This window comes from Moraxella atlantae NBRC 14588, from assembly GCF_001591265.1.
GTDB classification, from domain to species: Bacteria; Pseudomonadota; Gammaproteobacteria; order Pseudomonadales; family Moraxellaceae; genus Faucicola; species Faucicola atlantae.
The window spans coordinates 17,542-39,757 of record NZ_BCUL01000012.1 but is presented as its reverse complement, the minus strand read 5'-3'; the positions used below and the strand labels follow the sequence as shown (position 1 = coordinate 39,757).

The following is a 22,216-nucleotide window of genomic DNA, read 5'->3' as shown; positions in this document are numbered from 1 at the left end:
CACTGGTTATTGATAGTACGTATTTATAGCACCTGCGGCTCACCCAATGCCAAGCGTACCACCTCGTGATCTAAGCCATCTGTGTCTAACGCATGATGGGTCACCACGACCAACACGCCATGTTGTTGGTGCTGACGCAAAAACCGCCATAGCCGTGTGCGGTTATCCGCATCTAGTCCAGCAAACGGTTCATCCAGCAACAGCACGCGATACGGCTTGAGCAGCAACCGCGCCAAGGCAACGCGCCGCGCCTGCCCACCCGATATCGCCTGCCCGTATTCGCCCAGTGGCGTATCTAGCCCCAATGGCTGTGCTTGCGCCCAATCTGCCAAACTGACTGCCTCTAGAACTTGCCACAAGACCGCATCGTCGGCGGCAGGGTTACCCAGACGCAAGTTATTCGCTAAAGTTTGGTCAAAGATATCCACTTGCTGTGCCAACATACCAATATCGGTACGCAATGCTTGCCAGTCTAGGCGTTGTTCAGCAACGCCGTTATAACCAAATGTCCCTGTCACAGGTGCAAGCTCACCTGCCAATACCTGCAGCAAAGTCGATTTACCCGCGCCTGATACACCTGTGATGACAAGTGCTTGCCCTGTTTGCACACTAAAATTCACATCATGAAAGCCCACAATTGCGTCGGGTTGTTTACCTGCCAAGTCATGCGCGTATAGCGTCAGGGTGGCGGTATTTGCCAATGGGTTCAGCGCAGGTGACGGTGTCGCCGTGGTTACGGTTGATGGTTCAAACAGTGCATTGAGCCGCTGTTTTGCCGCCAAACTTTTGCCAATGGCTAAATCATTACCAATTAGTCCGCTAAATACCTCACCCACACCCAATACGCCAAGCACCAACGCCAACAGCAGCGCGACTTGGTCAGCTTGGTTAGCCGTGGTGGGTACAACGCCTAACATGCGTATACCCTGTACCAATACCAACAACAGCACCAGTAAGATACCAACTTGCAAAACCACCGCATACAGCAAACGGCGACGCTGCGCGTGTTGGACATTATTTAAATACGCAGCATCGGTATGCCAAAATGCAGCGATTTGGTTACCCCATTGTCGCCACAGTAGTAGGTGGGTCATGGCGGCAATTGGGGTCAGCAGCGTGACGCGGCGTTGTTCGGCAAGGCGTTGTTGATTGACTGCTGTCACAATACCACGCCGCGCCGCCAAGAATGGCACGCCCAGACCCAACAGTGTTAAGACAATCACCGCCGCTATGCTGACTGTGTTTACGCCGAGCCAATGCAGCGTTAAACCCACCACCAATAGCCACGCCACCAGTGCGACCAACCACGGCAACACAACTTGCAAAACAAACTCATTCATCGTGTCAATGTCATGCGTTAGTCGATGCATGGCATGGCTGGCTTGCCAGCGTTGGCTTGTGCCTTGCACCCATGCAGGTTGCTGTGCAAGCCTTGTAAATAGGCGCACACGCAAATCTGCCAAGCGCGCAAACACGGCATCGTGCGAGACCAACAGCTCACCATAACGTCCTGCCGTGCGCGCAATCGCCAAGACGCGAATGATTGCCGCAGGCACAACGTAATTAAACGCCTGCGCGCCCAGCACAAACACACCTGCCCATGCCGCTGAGGTCAAAAACCAACCCGACAACATCAGTAGCCCGATCGCAGACAACGCCGTCACCCAGCCCAACACAATGCTTGTCAGCCACACCAGCCCCTGCCCTGTCAACAAATCGCGCAGGCGAAACACCTCAGAAGACTTGGTGATTACCCGTTTCATCTTAGTCCCCCACCCTAGCAACCGCATGGACAGACGGCGCAGCCAACGTCACAACACCGTCAAGTGGCGGCAGGCGTTCAGGTTGATGGCTGACCCACAACACCGTTTTGCCATACGTGATACGCGCAAGCAAGCTATTGATATGTGTTGCAGTTTCAGGATCAAGGTGTTCGGTGGGTTCATCAAGTAGCCACAGCGGCGCATCTTGTAGCAGTAGCTGCGCAATGGCCAGACGGCGCAACTGCCCACCCGATAGCCCACGCCCATGCTCGGCAAGTGGTGTCGCCAAGCCTTGCGGTAAACGCGCGATCAACTCCCAAAGATCAACGGCTTGCAACACGGTTTGTAATTCATCATCACTGGCATGCGGTTTGACCAAACGCAAGTTATCGGCAATGCTCATAGGCAATAAGCTCGTATTTTGCGACAAATACGCCACTTGTGCCCGCCACGCGTCTTTGTTAAGGGTAGTAAAGTTTAGGCTATTCAAATTTAGCAGACCGTCATCGGCTGCATCTGTAGCATTTTCGGCTTGCCATTTGACTGTAATTTGCCCAGTATACTGACAAAAGCCGAGCAAAATTTGTAGCAAGGTTGATTTACCGCTACCACTTGCTCCGATGACAGCTACACGTTGTCCTGCCGCTATCGTCAGTGACAACGGTGCTAGACGCGTACGCCCATCCGCCATTTGGCAAGTAACGTCATCTAGTATCAACGTGGGTGGTGTGGCATTGGGTGGATTGTGTAACGCGTTGGCAGTGGCATGTACGGATGTGGTCTTGTCATCTAGTAGCGGTAGCAAACTATCCAGTGCGCCTTCGGCTTGCGCTTTGATATGATAATCCGCGCCTAACTGACGCAATGGTGCATAAAACTCAGGCGCGAGCAGCAGCAAAAACAATGCCGCGTGATAATCCACAGGTACCACACCTTTTTGCCACGGCAACAGCCCCAAAAGCCCAAGCCCCAAATACACCGCCAACAGCGCAATGGCAAGCGCAGATAATAACTCTAACGCCGCACTGTTCAAAAACGCGATTTTTAATACCGCCATCGTGCGATTACGGTAGGCTTCTGCCGCCGCCGCGATATCGGTTCGCGCCTGCTGTGTCGCGCTTAGGCGTTGCAAGGTTGGCATACCGCGCAGCCAATCCAAAAACCGACCACCCAATTGTGCCAACGCGGCAAACTGTTCGGCACTTTTTTTGGCGGTGGCACTGCCAATCAAAATCATAAAAATTGGCACCAATGGCGCGGTCAAAAGCATCACGCCTGTGGCTACCAAACTTTGGGTAGCGGCGGCAAGCAGCAATAGCAGCGGCGTACTTGCCACCACATAACGCTGAATATAAAATCGGCTGACATAGTCTGCCAGCGCGTCAGTCTGGTTAATCACTTGACTGGCAAGGCTACCATCACTGCCAAAGCGTGTCCGCTCATTGCCCAGTTGTGCCAAGCGTTGCATGATGCGTTGGCGCAAATTTGCCGCCACTTGCCAGCCTGCGTTTTGCGCAAGCCACTGCCTAACCGTGTGTAGCAAGACACGCAGCAACATACATATCGCCAACATACCCAACCATACGGCATTGTCAGCCAATAGTATTTGACCGCTGTTTTGTGCCAAGCCGTGATGCACCGCCATCAATAAGTTGGCAAACACACTTGCCAAGGCATAGCACTGCCCGATTAACGCCAGCGTTGCCAATGCCGATAACGCCCATGCTAGTAGCAGTGGGCGTTTGACAGGTTGTACCAGTTGGCGCAATAGCTGCTGTTTGGGGGATAATGCGCGCGATTTTGCCATACGCTATTGACTCCAAACCAATTCTAACAAGCGCTAGGCTGGTTCATTGTCCTCAATATCACCCGTTTTTTTGGCATCTTCGGTTGGGTTGCCTTCAGTTTGCGTGCCTTCTTTGTGCTTGTCTTGTTCAGGACTGTTGATGGAATGTGCCTGATGGTTGGTTGCGTGGTCGCCCTTGCCATCTTTGCCCACATTGGGTGCAAAGGCTTTTTCACGCGCGTCGGCATTCTCAAGCCATAGCGCGTTTAAAATCGCTAACAACACGGCAAAGCCCAAACCCAAGATCCATGCAAAATACCACATTATGTTCTCCTCGTCGTGCGTATGGTTGCGGCTTAATACAAGCCGTGGTCGTTTTGCTGAATGTGTGCAGGCGTGATTTTACCACTTAGCACTCGATACGCCCATGTGGTATAGCCAATGATAATCGGCAACATAATAACCACCACATACACCATCACCATCAAGGTAAATTGGCTAGATACACAATCCCACAGTGTGAGACTTGAGCGCGGGTCTTTGGACGATGGCAACACAAACGGAAACAACGCCACCGCCGCCGTGCTAATCACGCCCACGATGGCAAGGCTTGATGCCACCATCGCAGCAAGATTATGCCCTTTACGCATCAAACCCACCGCCACCAATGGCATGAACGTGCCTAGCACAGGCAATACCCACGCAATGGGATAATTGCGGTAGTTGGTCAGCCATGCGCCTGTCTCTTGCACAACGGTTTTTGCCAGTGGATTGGGCAAGGCATTGGGGTCGATGGTTGAGGTCACGCGATAGCCTGTTAATTGACTGACCCAAAAACCGCCCAACACGAACAACACCACCATGGCAATCGCCGCCCAAGTGGTATAACGCACCGTACGCATCTGCACCGCGCCTACCGTACGCAAGGCTAAATAACAACCGCCTTGCACCGTCAGCATTGCTACACTGACCAAACCGCACAGCAAGGCAAACGGATTGAGCAATGCCCAAAATGAACCTGAGTAAGTCGAAACCAGATACGAGTTAAATTCAAACGGCGCACCCGAAAACAAATTGCCAAACGCCACGCCAAACACCAACGCAGGCACCACCGAACCGACAAACAACGCCCAGTCCCATGCGTTACGCCATTTGGGATTTGCCAACATACTGCGATATTTAAAACCCACGGGGCGCAAAAACAACGCCCACAGCACTGCCATCAACGCCCAATAAAATCCACTAAACGCGGTGGCATACACCATCGGCCAAGCGGCGAACAACGAGCCGCCTGCCGAAATAAACCACGCTTGGTTGCCCTCCCAGTGCGCTGCCACACTGTTGATCGCCACGCGGCGTTCGGTGTCGGTACGCCCAACAAACGGCAAGAGCGTACCCACACCCATGTCATGCCCATCCATGATAGCAAAGCCAATCAGCAGCACGCCGACGAATAACCACCAAATCAGCTTGAGTGTCGCATAATCAAATAACATGCTTGACCTCCTGACGGGCATACGCAGGCACCGCACCGCCAAAGCCGCCTTGAGGATCACTCACAGTTTTACTGTCTTTGTCTTGTGTGCCACGTCCACCACCTGAGCCGCCCGAACCGCCGCCTGTTGGCTTGTGGGTGATATGGGTTGAATCATCCTCACCCTCATAACGTCCTGTGCCAAGGCTAGCAGGACCTTTACGCACGTATTTGACCATCAAATACACTTCGATGACAAACAACACGGTATAAAACAGCACAAACCCTGCAAACGATAAATACACATTGGTCACGCTGATATTAGATACCGACAACCCTGTAGGCAGCATACCGTACACCGTCCAAGGCTGGCGACCATACTCTGCAACAAACCAGCCTGTTTCTACCGCAATCCAAGGCACAGGCAACATATACATCGCCCAACGCAATAACCATGGTTTTTGCATAAAGTTGCCTTTGACGCTTGACCACAAACTGACCGCAAACAACGCCAACATCAACACGCCCATACCAACCATGATACGAAACGCAAAGAACATCGGTAGTACACGTGGAATGGTGTCATCCACTGCCTTGTTAATCATCTCAGGTGTAGCACTACCCACATCTTGGGTGTATTTAAGCAGCAATAAACCAAAGCCCAAATCATCTTTGACCTTATCAAATTGCGCTTTTAGGACAGGGTTTTCAGGATTGTCGCGCAGCTGATTAAGCAATACCACCGCTTGCTGACCTTGCAAAATGCGTTGGTGGTTTTTTTCTTTAATTTGCTTAATACCTGGAATCGGTGTATCCAACGAACGCGTACCGATAAGCCCCATCAAATACGGGATTTTTACGCTCCAATCGTCTTTGCCTGCTTTTTGGTCAGGCCAAGCAATCAAAGTAAAATCTGCTGGTGCAGGTTCAGTTTCCCAAATCGCCTCAATCGTAGCAAGCTTGGTGTGCTGCGCCTCACCAATCGAATAACCTGACTCATCGCCCAGCACAATCACGCTGGCTGCCGCTGCAAAACCAAACGCTGCTGCAACCTGAAAACTGCGTTTAAAAAAGTCCACGTTGCGTTTTTTCAGCAGATTCATGGCAGAAATCGACAACACAAACACCGCCGCCACACAATAGCCTGCCGCCACCGTATGGACAAATTTGGCTTGTGAAATCGTGTTGAACAACACCTCAGTGACGCTGGTCATCTCCATGCGCATGGTTTGGTAATTAAACTCAGCGCCAACAGGATTTTGCATCCAACCATTGGCAATCAAAATCCATAACGCTGACAAGTTGGTACCCAATGCCATCAACATCGTGGTAATCAAATGTTGCCGCCGCGATAGCTTATCCCAGCCAAAGAAAAACAACCCGACCATCGTCGATTCTAAAAAGAATGCCATCAAGCCTTCGATGGCAAGCGGTGCGCCGAACAAATCGCCGACGTACTGCGAATAATACGCCCAGTTGGTGCCAAACTGGAATTCCATCGTAATCCCTGTTGTCACCCCTAAGGCAAAGTTAATCCCAAACAGTTTGCCCCAATACTGGGTGAGGTCTTTCCAAATTACCTTGCCCGTCATCACGTACATCGACTCCATGATAACGAGTAGCCACACCATACCCAGCGTGAGCGGAACAAACAAAAAATGATACAACGCGGTAACCGCAAACTGCAGCCGCGATACATCAACCAAGTGTTCTGTAATCATAGCCAACTCCGCCAACCGTTTTTGACCAAACGACACAAACCCAACACTATAAGCCCCAATCGTACAAGCCTAAAGCTTCATTTAGTGCTTAACAGTCAGGGCCTAAAAACGCTGCTGTCACTTGCCCGAGCAACCGCTGTTACGTTGCACGCATCGTTCAATCAATCACCGTTGTGTGTTTAATTGCGTGTAATCACTGTAAAAATATCTATCATATACAAAGCAATGAATGCCCGTTGATGCAAGTCTTTGTGTGGACATCTTGAGCAAAAACAATGCCCCAGCTCACCAAAACTTGCTTCGAAAATACACCTAGAGAAGATAAAAAGAAGCTACCAAAAACGCTTCTATTATACGCTGATGCTAGAAATATGGCTGAAATTTTGTCGGTTTTTGGTTAGAGAATGTTTAAACGCTGCGACTATTTAGAAAACATGTAACTTGGCATGAAAAAATGTCATTGTATCGACAAATATTCAATATTTACAAAAAAACCCAAGTCAATAGACTTGGGTACTATCATCTGCTATCAATCATCTGCTATCAATGCGCGCTCACCTCAGCCACGCACCGCGTCGCCCCAGATGGGCACCACCATCTGCATCAAGGGCTTGAGCATTTTGACGTTACAGGCAAAAATTGAGCCTGTCGTCATGGCATTATGCGCGCCCGTGTGATCCACCACCGTGCCGCGCGCTTCATTGACAATCAATTCACCCGCGCAGATATCCCATGGCTTTAATGACATTTCAAAATAGCCATCAAAACGCCCTGCCGCAACGTATGCCAAATCCAACGCTGCCGAGCCCAAACGGCGCACCTGCCCGCCTGCCTCACAGATTTTTTGCAAACTGGCAAAATGCTGCGCGGCATAGCTCACGGTTTCGCCACCGCGTTTGCGCTCCACAGGATGACCTGTGGTGAACAGCCCTCCGCTGATGGTTTTGCGCTCGCTGACTTGGATACGGCGTTGATTGAGACGCGCGCCTTTGCCACGGCTGGCAGAAAATAACTCATCGCGCACGGGGTCATATACCACGCCGTGTTCGGTCACGCCATTTTTTTGCACGCCGATAGACACGCTAAAATGCGGCACACCGTGAACAAAGTTGTGTGTACCATCTAATGGGTCAATCACCCAGCACCAATCTGCGTCGTTACCCTGCCCTTCTTGTAGGCCAAACTCTTCACCCAAAAATGAATGGTTGGGGTAGCTTTCACGCAGCAAGGCGATAACCAGCTCTTCGCTGTAACGGTCGATTTGGGTGACAAGACCTTCTAAGCCTTTGCTTTCGATATTCAGCTCGATTTTATGGCGATTTTGGTGCGCGTTTAAAATCTCTTGCCCGACACGCTGTGCGGCACGTGCCGCCATGACGACCATTGGTTCCATACTTTACCTTTTACCCTTACCATTTAAAATTAATAAATTTTTTAAGCCAATTTCCCAAGTAAATTGTCGATTTTGCCGACAATCCCCTGAACATCTAACCCACATGTGGCAAGCTGTTGGCTATGGCTGCCATGCGCCACAAAGTAATCCTCAATACCGATGTTTAAAATCGTCGGGCTGGCTTTGCCTGTGTCGGCGGCTTGTGCCAACAACGCTTCATTGACCGCACTGCCTGCGCCGCCCATCACTTGGTGTTCTTCTAGCGTCACGATAATGTCACCTGCTTGCAGCAATTCGGCTAACAACTCGCTGTCTAATGGCTTGACAAAGCGCATATTGTACACGCGAATTTGGCGCGTAGGATGGCGTGTGCTAAGAATTTGCGCGGCTTGACACGCGTTTAGCGTCATCGTGCCAAATGCCAATAGCGCCACTGCGTTATCGCCAAGTGTGTTATCGCCAAGTGCGTTGGTATCATGCGCGTTAAAAGTTGCTTCTAGCACTGCCTTGCCAATCGGGTAAGGCGCGGCAGTTTTGTCGATCGGTGCACCTGTGCCTGTGCCGCGTGGATAGCGCACCGCCGTCACACCATCTTGCGCGTAGCAGGTTTTGAGCAGATTATAACACTCGTTTTCATCCTTTGGCACGGCGATGGTGATGTTGGGCACGCAGCGCAAATACGCCATATCAAATACGCCTGCATGGGTCGCGCCGTCCTCACCAACCAGCCCTGCGCGGTCAATGGCAAACATGACATTGAGGTTTTGTAGCGCGACATCATGGATCAGCTGGTCATAGCCGCGTTGCAAAAACGTTGAATAAATCGCCACAATCGGCTTAACACCTTGTGTCGCCATGCCTGCCGCCAGTGTCACCGCGTGCTGCTCGGCAATCGCGACATCAAAAAACTGTGTGGGAAAACGCTTGGCAAACTCAACCATACCCGAACCTTCTGCCATTGCAGGTGTGATGGCCATCAGGCGCTGGTCTTGTTCAGCGGTATCGCAGATAAATTCACCAAATACCTGTGAATATTTTTTGACCGCCTTGATCGGTTGATCAGGTGGGTGGGCTGTCGATTTTGGTGTGGCTAACTTGCCGATCGCGTGGTAGGTGATAGGGTCACCTTCGGCGGGCAAAAATCCTTTGCCCTTGACGGTATGCACGTGTACCAACACCGCACCTGATAGGCGTTTGGTACGCTCAAACACTTGCGTGAGTTTTTCGATATCATGCCCATCAAACGGCCCAAAATACTGAAAACCAATCGCTTTAAACACGTTTTCGGGAAATAAATTATCAGCGATTTTGGTCGCCAATTTTTCGGGCAAAGTCTCAAGCTGTGAAGGCGTGGGTGGAAATTCACCAGCGGCAACTTTTTCGCTTATTTTTTCGCCCAGCATACTGGGAATTTTGCTTGAAATATCGCCAAACGCGTCATTTGCCATGTGTAGATAATGCCGAATGCGGCGGTCGTCACTGGCAATGCTGCGTTTGGTGATAATCGCGTTGCCATTTTTATCGATATCGACTGCCAAACCGCGTTGCCACAGCATCGCTAAATGCTTAGAAAAACCACCTGTGGCGTTAGAAATTGACATGTCATTGTCATTGAGCACAACCAGCAAATCTGCGTTTTGATTGACCGCGTCGTTCATCGCCTCAAATGCCATGCCGCCTGTCATCGCGCCATCACCCACCACACAAGCCACACGCGCCGATTCGCCCAAGTAGCGCATGGCAAGCGACATACCCAATCCTGCCGAAATCGCGGTTGAAGAATGCCCCACGCCAAAGCTGTCGTACTCAGATTCGCCACGTTCAGGAAACGCCGTCAAGCCGTGTTGGCTGCGGATTGAGGTCAGCCGCTCACGCCGTCCTGTCAAAATCTTGTGCGGATAGGCTTGGTGCCCAACGTCCCAGACCAGTTGATCATGCGGTGCGTTAAACACATAATGCAGCGCAATGGTCAGCTCAACCACGCCCAAATTGGCACCAAAATGCCCACCACTTACCCCCGTTGAGTACAGCAAAAACGCACGCAGCTCATCGGCAAGCGTGACCAGTTGGGCAGGTGCCAGATGTTTTAAATCCGCAGGGCTGTCAATGGTATCAAGCAGCGGCGTATCAGGGCGCGTGCTCAACATCTCGCTAAAGGTTTTTTGGCGGGTGGCAGACGAAGCGGTGGGCTTAGCAGAGGGCTTGGCTTTTAGCATACAAATCTAAATTAACACGGTAAACAGATGGCTCAACTGCACCAATCCGCGCCATCTGTGTTTGATATTAACTGGTAGTAGCTAGGATTGGCAAAAGACTGTGGCATAATAGCACTTTTTTGTCACCTAAAACACCTATTGACCGTGGCAAAAATATGCAAAAACCATATAACACGGCTGCATGCATGATGAATCAGCGCGCAAACGTGTGATATTTTTGGTGAACAGGCGTGAAAAATTCGCGATTACCACCATTTAACAAGCTTTATTTTAAGGCATATTATTTAGTACCCATTGGCAAATCAAAGATCTGTCGCTGTCCGTGTTTGCCACCTAGCAAGCGCATAGCCCACACCCAGCAACCTACAAAAGGAGTCCTACGTGTCTTATCAGTTTATGACTAAAGCCCAACTGCCAACGGCTTATGGCATGTTTGACATTCATGTGTTTGAAAATGAGCACGGGCAAGAACACGTCATGCTCACAGTGGGGCTACCAACCGCAGACCCCACGCGCGTGCCCTTGGTGCGTATTCATAGCGAATGCTTGACGGGTGATGCATTTGCCTCGCTCAAATGCGATTGTGGACCGCAGCTACAAGCCACCATGCGCATGATCCAAGCTGATGGCTGTGGGGCGATTTTGTACTTGCGCCAAGAGGGGCGCGGCATTGGCTTGACCAACAAAATCCGCGCGTATGCCTTACAAGACCAAGGGCATGACACGCTTGAGGCAAACCTCTTGCTTGGCTTGCCTGCCGATGCACGCACCTATGACATGTGCCGCCCGATGCTTGCGCATGTTGGCGTGGACAAGGTGCGTTTAATTACCAACAACCCCGATAAAATCGCGTATTTAAACTCGCTTGGCGTACAAGTCGTTGAGCGCGTGCCGCTTGTGGTCGGTATCAACCCACTCAACGAAAACTACCTAAAAACCAAACAGGCAAAAATGGGACATTTGATTTTTCAAAAGGTTTAAGTCAAAAGGCTTATGACGGACGCTTATTCACCGTTGCATCATAAGCTAGTTTGGCAATGTGCGCATCGTTGGCATCTTTTTGCGCTTGCCAGTCTTGCTCATCGTCATCGGGTAGCCAATCAGCCACAGCGTCTACGTTTGCTTGCTGGCTGTGTCCTCCTTGTAAGCCAATCGGGCGATCGACCGCAAAGCCTGCCAATAGCGGCAATTTATCCACCGCTTTGCGCACACGCCCCTGCGTCACGCTGACAGGCACCATACGAACAAACTCCAGCAGCTCCATGTATGCTAGCTCCATGCGCGCGTTGTCATCTAAACCTGCCAGCTCATCATCGGTGTCTTCTGTCGTATCGTCTGCGCCATTGCCGCCAATATCGGCAAACGCAGCGGTTGCGTGCCAGCCATCTTCATCGTCGGCGTTGTCGTCTGTCCAATCCTCAAACGCCGCTGCATCTGTGGCGGTGACGGCAAGCGCGCCAACTTTTGCCAAATCGCCAAACAGTCCGCGCTCATCAGGACGCAGCGCGCTATCGGTCACCCCAAAGCCTGTCATAAAGCCATTTGCCCAGTCCTTAAGTGCCATAAGCCGCTCGTTGAGCGCGTGCTCATCATCGGGCAGCAGTGGGCTAAACTGATAGCGTTCTTCACCATCTATGAGCTGCGCCGCTACGTCTTCGGCTTCTTCAGTCAAAAGCTCAAGGGCTGATGCGTCAAGCTCGCTAAAACCCAGCTCCGCCAACAACGCCCGCCACACCGCCGCTGTTGGCGCGTCACACACCGTCAGCACGCCTGTCATCAGCCCGTGTAGCTCACTGATTGACACATCACGCCAATCATCAAACGCCGCTTGCCAGTCTTGCCAACCTGAAACAAAATCATCCATCATCACACCTTTTTGCAGTCACGTATTGCCATAAAAAATTTTGTCAATCTGCGCTTAAATGGTGCTCAATGTCGATTGTTCAATATGGCAAGTTTTGTTATACTTTTTGCCATACATTATTTGTTAGACATCTGTCTCATTTAGATTTGCTACATCAAGCGACGCGACAACGCCGCAACAACCGCCGTAACGACAAGGACACCCCACCCCCATGAGCGCGACTTATGACCTCAACGCCCAACTTGACGAGCTTCAGCGCGTGCTATCGGGTATTTTAGATGACTACCAACGCGTTAAAGCCGAGCTTACCGAGTTGCAGGCGCGTCCAAGTGTCGAGCTTGAAGCCTTTGAACAAGTCAAAAACCAATCGGTGATTTTTCGCGAGCAAAATCAACAGCTTCAAGCGCAGCTTAGCGAACACAGCAAGCAACTTGACAACATCAACGAGCGTTACCAAACGCTTGCTGAATCGCACAGTGTGTTGTCCAACGAACTAGAAGACACTCAACGGGCATTGCAAACCCTACAGCAAGATTACCAACGTTTGCAAGAAGACAACCAGCGCTTACAGCACAAAAACCATGTGGCGGCAGAACACGCCCAACGCGTGCTTGAGCGTTTAACCAAGATCGACACCGATACGCCAACTTAACTTGTTATTAAAGTTTTAAAACCCGCTAACACGCAGCAATCCGCCACATTTAAACTATAAATATTCGTATCATGACAACCTCACATAACGCCGACAATATCAAACAAGTCACTATCGTCATCAACGGCCGTAACCGCGTGGTGAACTGCGCCAGTGACGAGGTAGAAACCTTAGAACATGCCGAAAAGGCACTAAATTCGATGATTCAAGACATACGTAGACAAACACCACAGATCGACAACGAAGAATTGTACATGCTATGCGCGCTGAATTTATCTTCACAAGCTGAACAGCTCAAACAAGTGCTTGAGCGTGAGCAAGCTGCTAGCCGTACTTTGCAGCATATGCTTGAAGTCTTGCACAAGGTGCAGCCACAGCCTGCCGCCGACATACAAACTGGCGCGCCTATTGAATCTCAATGACCATCAACGCGGCGATAGGTTTTGCCTGCATAAAAATCCGCCTGATGCTCAGGGTTACAAAAAAACTTATCCCCATCCACAATACCACGCCACTCAGCAAGGGTATGCCCACAGTAATTACATTGGCGCGGCTCAGTTGATTCACCAGGTTTAGGCTGATAATAACCGCCTGGTGGTCGCGGGTACATGATTTTAAAAATCCCCCAAATACATGCCGCAAGCACGATCCACATCAATAGCACCGAAAACATCGCCCCACCTCACCTTAATTTGCCTAAATTACGGTATTTTAAGCGTTAGCCTAGCAAGTTTTGTGGCAAAATTAAAGCCTCTGTTGGTGTATCAATCAAAGCACCTATCAAATCCCACCAATCAACATGTGTTTAGCAATATATTTTTGCAACTGATTTTTAAAAAATAACGTGCTACAATGCGCCAAAAATTTGCCAAGTGTTGTTTAGAACAACCACTTTTTGTAACCGCTTAACCTATTGGCAGCCATTATTTTTAAAAAAATACATAGGAATCAATAATATGCCACACAATACACCCAATACACCGCCAGAAAGCCAGACCCATGCCGCCACAGACAGTGCGCCGCCTAACACAGCGCCCAACGATACACCTGAACTGCGTGTCGCCATCGCGCAGCAGCAGTTTATCGTCGGGGATATCGTGCATAATGCGCATAAAATGGTCGCGCTTGCCAATGAGGCGCGGCAAAAAGGCGCAAATTTGATCGTCTTTCCTGAGCTTGCGCTGTTGGGCTATCCGCCTGAAGACTTGCTATTGCGCCCAAGCCTTGCCGCACGCGTCAAATATGCCTTTGAAATTCTGAGCCATGTGCAAGATATCGTTATGTTGGTCGGTTATCCGCACATCGACACGCATGGCACATTCAATTCACTGGCGATTATCCACAGCGGACAGCAAAAAGGCTTTTATCACAAACAATGCTTGCCAAATTATGGCGTGTTTGATGAGCAACGTTATTTTAGCACTGGCCAAAATAACGTCTTGTTTGACTATCAAGGCTTGACAATTGGTTTGTTGATTTGTGAGGACTTGTGGCAGCAAGCACCGATCGCCGCACTAAAACACAAAGGCGCGGATATAGTGGTGTGTGTCAATGCGTCACCGTTTGAGCAAAACAAACAGCAAATACGTAAGGATTTGCTCCAACGTCGTGCCAGCGAGCACCAGCTACCGATTGTGTATGTCAATACCGTAGGTGGGCAAGATGATTTGGTGTTTGATGGTGGCTCAATGGTGGTGGATGCCGATGGGCAATGCGCGCACGAAGCGCCGCGTTTTTTGCAGCAGATGTTATACGCCAGTATCCGCCGCGATGCCGACTCGGGCAGATTGGTGCTATCAAGTCAGCGTAAAGCCCCGTTGGCACTAAGCCCAATTGCCGAAACTTACCAAGCGTTGGTGGTAGGCCTGCGCGATTATGTCAATTTATCGGGTTTTAATGGCGTGTTGGTGGGCTTATCGGGCGGCATTGATTCGGCTTTAACCTTGTGTATTGCTGTTGATGCGCTTGGCGCGGATAAAGTCTATGCGGTCATGATGCCGTATGAGTACACCTCACAAATCAGCCTGCAAGACGCACAAGCACAGGCACGTCGCCTAAATGTGTCGTACACCGTATGCCCGATTCATGACGCGGTTGAGGGCATGCGGCGCACGCTTGAGCCGATGTTTAGCAATACCAAAGCCGATACCACTGAAGAGAACATCCAAGCACGCGCACGCGGTATGATTTTGATGGCATTGTCCAATAAATTTGGGCATCTGGTCATCACCACGGGCAATAAGTCTGAAATGGCAGTGGGCTATGCAACCTTGTACGGCGACATGGCAGGCGGTTTTGACGTGCTCAAAGACGTGTACAAAACCCAAGTTTATGCACTGGCAAACTACCGCAACCGTCTGGAAGAATCGCCCGTCATCCCCGAACGCGTGATCACGCGCCCACCGAGTGCCGAGCTGCGTCCCGACCAAACCGACCAAGACAGCCTACCTGATTATGATACTTTGGATAAAATCCTTGAGCTGTATATTGACCGCGACTTTGGTTTTGATGCTATCGTACAGGCAGGTTATGACAAAGCACTGGTGCAGCGTATCTTGAGCATGGTAGACCACAATGAATACAAACGCCGCCAGGCCGCGATTGGTACCAAAATCAGCCAACGCGCGTTTGGACGTGCGCGGCGTTATCCATTGGTTAATCATTGGTCATTGGAATTTGTGCGCAGTGATGCCGACGCGCAAGGCAAGGCCTAACGCTTAGATGTTCGTCTGTTTAGATATTCGCCTGCCTACTTTGACACCAAAAAGGTTGGTGATACAAAAAAAGGATTGTCACGGGACAATCCTTTTTTAACCCCCCCTATCCTTTATAGCAATTTAAATTTGATGCACAAAAAAACGTTGATATTGTGCAACACCAACGTTTTTATCAAAATACTAAAATTTTGGCTCAGTCCGTCACACGACGCGCGGTAACAAACTTGCTTGACCAGTAGCCGCTGTCCATGCTGTTGATTTGGATAGTTTTGCCTGTTGATGGTGAGTGGATGAAATGACCTTCCCCGACATATACACCAACGTGTGAAATACGATTGCCGCCGCCACGGGTATGCGCAAAAAATACCATATCACCAGGGCGTAGATTGTCACGGCTGACTGATTGTCCCACTTGTGCCATGTCGCGCGAGGTGCGTGGCAAATCAACGTTTGCGGCGTGTTTGAACACATACTGCACAAAACCGCTGCAATCAAAACCGCTGGTTGGGCTGGTACCGCCTGCACGATATGGCAAGCCAATCAAGTTTTTGGCACTGTTAATCAGACCATCAACGCTAAGCGAACGTCCACCAAACACACCGCCACCACCCGTTGCGTTGTTGTTCGCGCTTTTGTCACCGCTCCACCAGCTGAAGCTTGGGGCGGTTTGAAAACTGCCGTCAGTGTTGTCGGCATGGGCAGGCAATTGAACGGCAAGACAAGTTAAAGCGGCACAAACAAGTTTTGATAGCGTTGGCATGGCGTGGTTTCCCGTGCTCGATTCCTATCCGTATGTCGCAGGCTGTTTAGGCTTGATATGCGCCGATTGGCATACGGATAAAAATTACAATTTACTTAACGTGGTTACATTTTGTAAAACGAGGCTATCATAACAATAAAATTTACCATTTTTGGATATCTTTTTTGCGCAAAATGTTAATAATTATTACTTTGTAAGCGTATAACTTTACGGAAATAATACGTTAGCGATTGGGTAAGATTGTCGCAACATTTTACCCTAATCTGCTGCTTAGCCAACGCTTAACCAGTTTTTGCTGCACTTTTGCTAGGCGCTTGGCTTATTTGGCAGGGCGTTGGCCAAAAATCGCTGTGCCCACGCGTACGATGGTCGCGCCTGCAGCAATCGCGGTAGTCATATCCGCCGACATCCCCATGCTCAGCGTGTCCCAATCAGTCGGGTTGGCGTGCTGGTCTTGCACCACGTCAAATAACTGACGGGTACGACTAAACGCACTGGTGCTGTCTTTGGCAGGAATAATCATCAAACCGCGCAAGCGTAAATTGGGCAACTGGCTTATCGCGCGCACAAGTTCAGGCAGCTCTTCGGGTTGGCAGCCTGATTTGCTGGTTTCATCGTCGATATTAAGCTGAATACAGACATTCAATGGCGTGGCAATGCCATGCTCACCGCGTTGGCGGCTTAGGCGTTCGGCAATCAGTAGGCTATCAACGCTGTGCACCCAGTCAAAATATGCGGCAATAGTTTTGGTTTTGTTGCGCTGAATATGCCCGATAAAATGCCAAACCAGCGCCTTGCCATCATAACGCTTGTCAGACAACGCGGTGATTTTTTCAACTGCTTCTTGCACGTAGTTTTCGCCAAATTCGTGCTGCCCTGCTTGTGCCAAGGTGTGAACAGCCGCCGCAGGGTGAGTTTTGGACACGGCAAGTAGGCGCACAGGCACGGTGTGGTGGGTTTGTGCTGCGGTTTGCACCTGCTCATAGGCAGTTTGCCAACGTGTGACCAGTTCGGCGGCTTGCTCGTCGGGTAGTTGAAGTTGGTCGGTAGTAGCCATCGGTTGATACCTGTTTTTAGTTGAGTCAGTTAGATTTTTAGTTGAGTCGGTTAAATATAGTAGGTTAAAAACGATTGGATTTTAACATGATTTTGCCAATGTCACGTTGATGGGTGTACCCACACCACCTGTTTGACCGTTTGGCGGTTTTGGCTTGTCGCCTTGCTAAGCTATAGTATAATAAGGCAAATTTTATTTTTATGCCGCCGCGTGCGGACAATCGGGATTTGAACATGGCAAAAGATTTAAGCATTGATGACTTGTTGCGTTTTGCAAACAAAAATAAAGCCTCGGATTTGCACATTTCGGCAGGCTTACCGCCAATGATTCGTGTGGACGGTGAGATTAACAAAATCAATATGCCACCGCTTGACCACCAAAAGGTGCACGCGCTGATTTATGACATCATGAATGACAAGCAGCGCGCTGACTATGAAGAATTTTTTGAAACCGATTTTTCGTTTGAAATTCCCGAAGTCGCACGTTTTCGCGTCAATGCTTTCAACCAAAACCGTGGCGCAGGCGCGGTATTTCGGACGATTCCATCCAAAGTTTTGACGATGCAAGATTTGGGCATGGGGCCAGTATTTGAAAAAGTCGCCAGCTACAAGCGCGGTATTGTCTTGGTGACAGGACCAACAGGTTCGGGCAAATCAACCACACTGGCGGCGATGATTGATTTCATCAATAGTACGCGCAAAGAGCATATTTTGACCATCGAAGACCCGATCGAGTTTGTTCACGAATCCAAAAAAAGCTTGATTAACCAGCGCGAGGTGCACCGCGACACGCTAAGCTTTGATGCCGCGTTGCGCTCTGCCTTGCGTGAAGACCCTGACGTGATTTTGGTCGGTGAGATGCGTGACTTAGAAACCATTCGTTTGGCATTGACCGCCGCCGAAACGGGGCACTTGGTGTTTGGTACGCTGCACACCACGTCTGCCGCCAAAACCATTGACCGCGTGGTCGATGTGTTCCCTGCCGCCGAAAAAGACATGATCCGTGCGATGTTGTCGGAGTCATTGCAGGCGGTTATCTCGCAAACCTTGCTCAAACGCCAAACGGGCGGACGGGTGGCGGCGCATGAAATCATGATTGGCACGCCTGCGATTCGCAACCTCATTCGTGAAAACAAGATCGCGCAAATGTATTCGGCAATCCAGACCAGTGCAGGCGAAGGCATGCAGACGCTTGACCAAAGCCTACGCGAACTGGTCAATAAAGGCATTATCAGCCGTGAATCAGCGCGCGCCTATGCCAAACAGCCCGAAAACTTTATGTAATTTATTTAAATTTTATTTTTTAAAGTCAAAGATATCTATAGAAATCTCACAGGAAAATCACGCGATGGATTTTGACAAACTGTTGCAACTGATGGTGCAAAAAAACGGTTCAGATTTATTTATCACTGCCGATGTACCGCCATCTATGAAAATCAACGGTCAGATTGTACCCGTCACCAAAACGCCGCTGACCGCCGAACAAACCATGCAACTGGTAACAAGCATCATGACCCCTGCACAGGTCGAGGAATTTAAACAAACCAATGAATGCCAGTTTGCCATCAGTGACCGCGCCCAAACTGCGCGTTTTCGCGTATCGGCGTTTGTGCAGCGCGACATGGCAGGCATGGTGCTGCGTAAAATCGAAACCAAAATCCCCACCGTTGAACAGCTCAATTTGCCGCCTATCCTCAACGAAATCGCTATGAAAAAACGCGGTATTGTGCTGCTTGTCGGTGCGACAGGTACGGGCAAATCGACCACACTTGCGGCGATGATGGGTTATCGCAACGAAAACTCACGTGGGCATATCATCACCATTGAAGACCCGATTGAATACGTGCATGAACACAAAGGCTGTATCATCACCCAACGCGAAGTTGGTATTGATACCAAATCGTTTGAGGCAGGGCTAAAAAATACCCTGCGCCAAGCACCCGATGTGATTTTGATTGGTGAGATTCGCTCACGTGAGGTCATGGATTACGCGGTACAGTATGCCGAAACAGGGCACTTGGTGTTTGCCACGCTGCACGCCAACAACGCCAACCAAGCCATTGACCGTATCATTCACTTTTTTGAATCTGAGCAGCATGAGCAGATTTTGATGGATTTGTCGCTCAATCTGCGCGCGATTATCGCTCAGCAATTAATCCCTACCCCCGATGGCAAAGGTCGCCGCGCTGCCATTGAGATTTTGCTTAACACCCAGTTGGTCGGTGATTATATCCGCAAAGGTGAGATTCATGAAATCAAACCTGTCATGAAACGTTCCCGAGAAGTCGGGATGCAAACCTTTGATCAGGCGTTGTTTGACTTGTACGAAAAAGGCGAAATCAGCTACCAAGACGCACTGCGCTCTGCTGATTCACCCAACGATTTGCGCTTGATGATTAAATTGCACAGTAAAATTCCGCAGCCTATCGATGAGGCGGATAGTGATTTTTCTTTGCAAGCTGATGAAGAAGAAGTTGCGCCCACGCGTTTTCGGCTATAGATTTTTAGCCAAGTAGTCATCTTTCCAATTTACCATTAAAAAAGCCGTCTAAATAAATGACGGCTTTTTTTGGTGGAATTCGATAAAAAATCACGCGTTAGGCAATGGTAGATCCGTCAGCACACTACGATAGCTAGTATAAATAGCAATAATCAGTAGTGGGAATAGCACAATATAAGCCAATCCCAACGTTAAAGCACCCACCAATACCAACAAACTACAAACCAACCATAAAACCATGTATGCACCTATGTTTTTCTTAAATGCGCGCCAACTTAGCTTGAGTGCACTCAAGGCATCCATATTATGCAGTACGATCAAAGCCGGGGCTAACCATGCCACTCCGACTAGCGCTGTGAGCACAACCAGCAGGTACAAAAATGCCAACGATAGCAATAAAACCATACCCAAACCCATCGTATCGGCGTCGAGCGTTGACTCAGTCAAGGCGCCTGTTAAACCTCCAAGTGTTATCAGCAGAATCGCGGGAATTAACGCCACAAAATAGAACGCCCCCATTAATAGTTGCATCACAATCAAATTGCCTGCATGATGTTTAAACCCAATAAATAACTGCTCAAAAGTCACAGGACGACCCAACGCCTGTTGATGAACCATATAGCAAAGCCCTGCCGTACAAAACACACCCAAAAATGAACTAATGATGTTTACAAAGGGAATCAGCCAGGCTAACATCAACAAAACAACAAATGCCCAATACGCACCCAAAAAAATACCTAGATTTTGCTTCATTAAAGCCCAAGCTTGCTTAATCCAAGTCATCCCCATGCCTGCAGGTACGTGGTTAGGTTCGGTCAGTAAGCTTGGCTCACCGAAAGGCGGCGAACCAGATGGAGGCTGGCCAAATGGCGATGGATTGATGGGTGGTAGCGCAGAAGGTTTTGGTGGATTAAGCGAGTTATTAGGTTGCATCGGTTTCTCCAAAAAATTTTTTTCTAGACAGACTAAATACTGACTGAAATTTGAATTATATTAGATTTTATTTTTTACACCATATCATAAGCGTTTGCGATAATAAACACTGCTGGACAAAAAAGCTCAAAATCCATATTTTCAATCCATGTGACGACCGTCAATGAAAGTTTCTGGATCACAGGGTTGATGACTGACTGATAGTTATGATAAATCGTTTTTTGGCTTATAATAGCCACATTTCACATTTTACTCTCCAAAGAAATTGACAGTACTTTGTTTGATCAAGCCAGTGTGAGCAAGACGAATGACAAATGAGACAGCAATGAGGCAGATTGAGTATTTAGACAACGCATTGGCAAATCCTCACACTTCGATAGATCGTCGTGGTCTGCTGATGGCCATTGGTAATTTTGATGGCGTGCACTTGGGGCATCAAGCGATTCTACGCGCTTTGATTGAACAATCGCGCACGCAGAACTTGATCAGCGCGGTGATGGTATTTGAACCACAGCCACGAGAATGGTTTGATCCTGCTAATGCCCCTGCCCGCTTAACTAACTTTGCCGAAAAATCCGCGTTGCTCACGGCATGTGGAGTTGAGCGTATCATTGTAGCGCGGTTTGATGACGCATTGCGCTGTCTATCGGCGCAAGCGTTTGCCAACCAATTAGCCAAACTTAACGTAAAAGGTCTGTTAATTGGCGATGATTTTCGCTTTGGGCAAGACCGCACAGGCGATGGCGAATTTTTGCGCGCGCAGGGCTTTGCGGTAACGCATTTGGACACCGTTTGCGATGACCCTGCCACGCTTGAGCGCGTCAGTTCAACGCGTATTCGAGCGTATTTACAACAAGGCGATTTGACAGCGGCAGCGCGGCTCTTGGGGCGTGATTACACCATCACAGGTACAGTACTACACGGTGATAAAATCGGGCGCACGCTGAATTTTCCAACGGCAAATATCGCACTGGCGCGTATTCGTCCGCCATTGCATGGCATTTATGGCGTGGATGTGTGGACAACCGATGGCACACCGCTGACGGATCTGGCGCAAGATGGACAGGCAGGTGTGGCAGGGTTTGCGCCTAATAGCTTATTTGGTGCAGCAAGCGTCGGCACGCGCCCAACGGTACAAGGCGAAACGTGGCGGCTTGAGGTATTTTTTCCACAATTTAAAGGCGATTTGTACGGGCGCAACCTTAGCGTGCGGTTTTTGCACTTTTTACACGGTGAGCGCAATTACAACGGTTTGGACGCGCTCAAAGCAGGCATCAAGCAAGATGTGGTGGATTTGTTGGCATGGCGTGAAACGCAGATAGCATCCCTGCAGCCCAAGCATTGAATTTTTGCCAGTCTTATCAAATTAGCCTATAATAAC

General features: G+C 49.5%; 18 protein-coding genes and 1 pseudogene. 7 read left to right on the top strand and 12 right to left on the bottom strand.

Annotated elements, in window-relative coordinates:
* Positions 1-23: 23 nt before the first annotated feature.
* The 7 genes and pseudogenes from MA2_RS07830 to MA2_RS07800 all read right to left on the bottom strand — a co-directional run bounded on the left by MA2_RS07830 (position 24) and on the right by MA2_RS07800 (position 10,284).
* Positions 24-1,763, bottom strand: coding sequence for an amino acid ABC transporter ATP-binding/permease protein (locus MA2_RS07830; protein ID WP_067058595.1), 1,740 nt, complete (start codon positions 1,761-1,763; stop codon positions 24-26).
* Position 1,764: 1 nt separating this feature from the next.
* A complete protein-coding gene (gene cydD / locus MA2_RS07825) occupies positions 1,765-3,570 on the bottom strand; it encodes a thiol reductant ABC exporter subunit CydD (protein ID WP_067058594.1) in 1,806 nt (601 codons plus the stop codon).
* 33 nt (positions 3,571-3,603) lie between these two features.
* Positions 3,604-3,873: a cytochrome bd-I oxidase subunit CydX gene (cydX, locus tag MA2_RS11560; RefSeq protein WP_079352236.1), complete on the bottom strand. Its 270-nt coding sequence runs from the start codon at positions 3,871-3,873 to the stop codon at positions 3,604-3,606.
* A 32-nt stretch (positions 3,874-3,905) separates the two neighbouring features.
* Positions 3,906-5,045: a cytochrome d ubiquinol oxidase subunit II gene (gene cydB / locus MA2_RS07815; RefSeq protein ID WP_067058592.1), complete on the bottom strand. Its 1,140-nt coding sequence runs from the start codon at positions 5,043-5,045 to the stop codon at positions 3,906-3,908.
* Positions 5,046-5,202: 157 nt separating this feature from the next.
* Positions 5,203-6,744: pseudogene (locus MA2_RS07810) on the bottom strand (cytochrome ubiquinol oxidase subunit I); the annotation flags it as partial.
* A gap of 559 nt (positions 6,745-7,303) precedes the next feature.
* On the bottom strand, positions 7,304-8,137 hold the full coding sequence (locus tag MA2_RS07805; RefSeq protein WP_067058590.1) for an inositol monophosphatase family protein: 834 nt from the start codon (positions 8,135-8,137) through the stop codon (positions 7,304-7,306).
* A 41-nt stretch (positions 8,138-8,178) separates the two neighbouring features.
* Positions 8,179-10,284, bottom strand: a complete 2,106-nt coding sequence (locus MA2_RS07800) for a 1-deoxy-D-xylulose-5-phosphate synthase (protein WP_373279763.1) — start codon at positions 10,282-10,284, stop codon at positions 8,179-8,181.
* Between the two features lie 450 nt (positions 10,285-10,734).
* On the opposite strand from MA2_RS07800, the gene ribA reads away from it, so the two are divergent.
* Positions 10,735-11,334, top strand: coding sequence for a GTP cyclohydrolase II (gene ribA, locus MA2_RS07795; RefSeq protein WP_067058586.1), 600 nt, complete (start codon positions 10,735-10,737; stop codon positions 11,332-11,334).
* Positions 11,335-11,344: 10 nt separating this feature from the next.
* Here ribA and MA2_RS07790 read toward each other — a convergent pair whose 3' ends face one another.
* Complete coding sequence (locus tag MA2_RS07790; protein ID WP_067058584.1) at positions 11,345-12,217, bottom strand: UPF0149 family protein; 873 nt, start codon at positions 12,215-12,217, stop codon at positions 11,345-11,347.
* 211 nt (positions 12,218-12,428) lie between these two features.
* On the opposite strand from MA2_RS07790, the gene MA2_RS07785 reads away from it, so the two are divergent.
* Positions 12,429-12,869: a hypothetical protein gene (locus tag MA2_RS07785; RefSeq protein ID WP_067058582.1), complete on the top strand. Its 441-nt coding sequence runs from the start codon at positions 12,429-12,431 to the stop codon at positions 12,867-12,869.
* 71 nt (positions 12,870-12,940) lie between these two features.
* Entirely contained in the window at positions 12,941-13,291 is a 351-nt protein-coding gene (locus MA2_RS07780) for a cell division protein ZapA (protein WP_067058580.1), read from the top strand.
* Here the strand turns inward: MA2_RS07780 and MA2_RS07775 are convergent.
* Entirely contained in the window at positions 13,285-13,542 is a 258-nt protein-coding gene (locus MA2_RS07775; protein WP_067058579.1) for a hypothetical protein, read from the bottom strand. The genes MA2_RS07780 and MA2_RS07775 overlap by 7 nt on opposite strands.
* 283 nt (positions 13,543-13,825) lie before the next feature.
* Between MA2_RS07775 and MA2_RS07770 the strand changes: the two genes are divergently transcribed.
* The gene (locus MA2_RS07770; protein ID WP_067058577.1) at positions 13,826-15,583 is read left to right on the top strand and encodes an NAD+ synthase; all 1,758 of its coding nucleotides are present in this window, start codon (positions 13,826-13,828) and stop codon (positions 15,581-15,583) included.
* A gap of 196 nt (positions 15,584-15,779) precedes the next feature.
* On the opposite strand, the gene MA2_RS07765 is transcribed toward MA2_RS07770, so the two are convergent.
* Positions 15,780-16,346, bottom strand: a complete 567-nt coding sequence (locus MA2_RS07765) for a C40 family peptidase (protein WP_079352238.1) — start codon at positions 16,344-16,346, stop codon at positions 15,780-15,782.
* Between the two features lie 319 nt (positions 16,347-16,665).
* Positions 16,666-17,403, bottom strand: coding sequence for a YggS family pyridoxal phosphate-dependent enzyme (locus MA2_RS07760; RefSeq protein WP_079352239.1), 738 nt, complete (start codon positions 17,401-17,403; stop codon positions 16,666-16,668).
* Positions 17,404-17,636: 233 nt separating this feature from the next.
* Here MA2_RS07760 and MA2_RS07755 point away from each other — a divergent pair, with 233 nt between their 5' ends.
* Positions 17,637-18,686, top strand: a complete 1,050-nt coding sequence (locus MA2_RS07755) for a type IV pilus twitching motility protein PilT (RefSeq protein WP_067058575.1) — start codon at positions 17,637-17,639, stop codon at positions 18,684-18,686.
* A gap of 64 nt (positions 18,687-18,750) precedes the next feature.
* On the top strand, positions 18,751-19,902 hold the full coding sequence (locus MA2_RS07750) for a PilT/PilU family type 4a pilus ATPase (protein WP_067058573.1): 1,152 nt from the start codon (positions 18,751-18,753) through the stop codon (positions 19,900-19,902).
* Between the two features lie 90 nt (positions 19,903-19,992).
* Here the strand turns inward: MA2_RS07750 and MA2_RS07745 are convergent, their stop codons facing one another.
* Positions 19,993-20,835: a BPSS1780 family membrane protein gene (locus MA2_RS07745; protein ID WP_067058571.1), complete on the bottom strand. Its 843-nt coding sequence runs from the start codon at positions 20,833-20,835 to the stop codon at positions 19,993-19,995.
* A 397-nt stretch (positions 20,836-21,232) separates the two neighbouring features.
* Here MA2_RS07745 and ribF point away from each other — a divergent pair, with 397 nt between their 5' ends.
* The gene (ribF, locus tag MA2_RS07740) at positions 21,233-22,180 is read left to right on the top strand and encodes a riboflavin biosynthesis protein RibF (protein WP_373279762.1); all 948 of its coding nucleotides are present in this window, start codon (positions 21,233-21,235) and stop codon (positions 22,178-22,180) included.
* Positions 22,181-22,216: the final 36 nt, after the last annotated feature.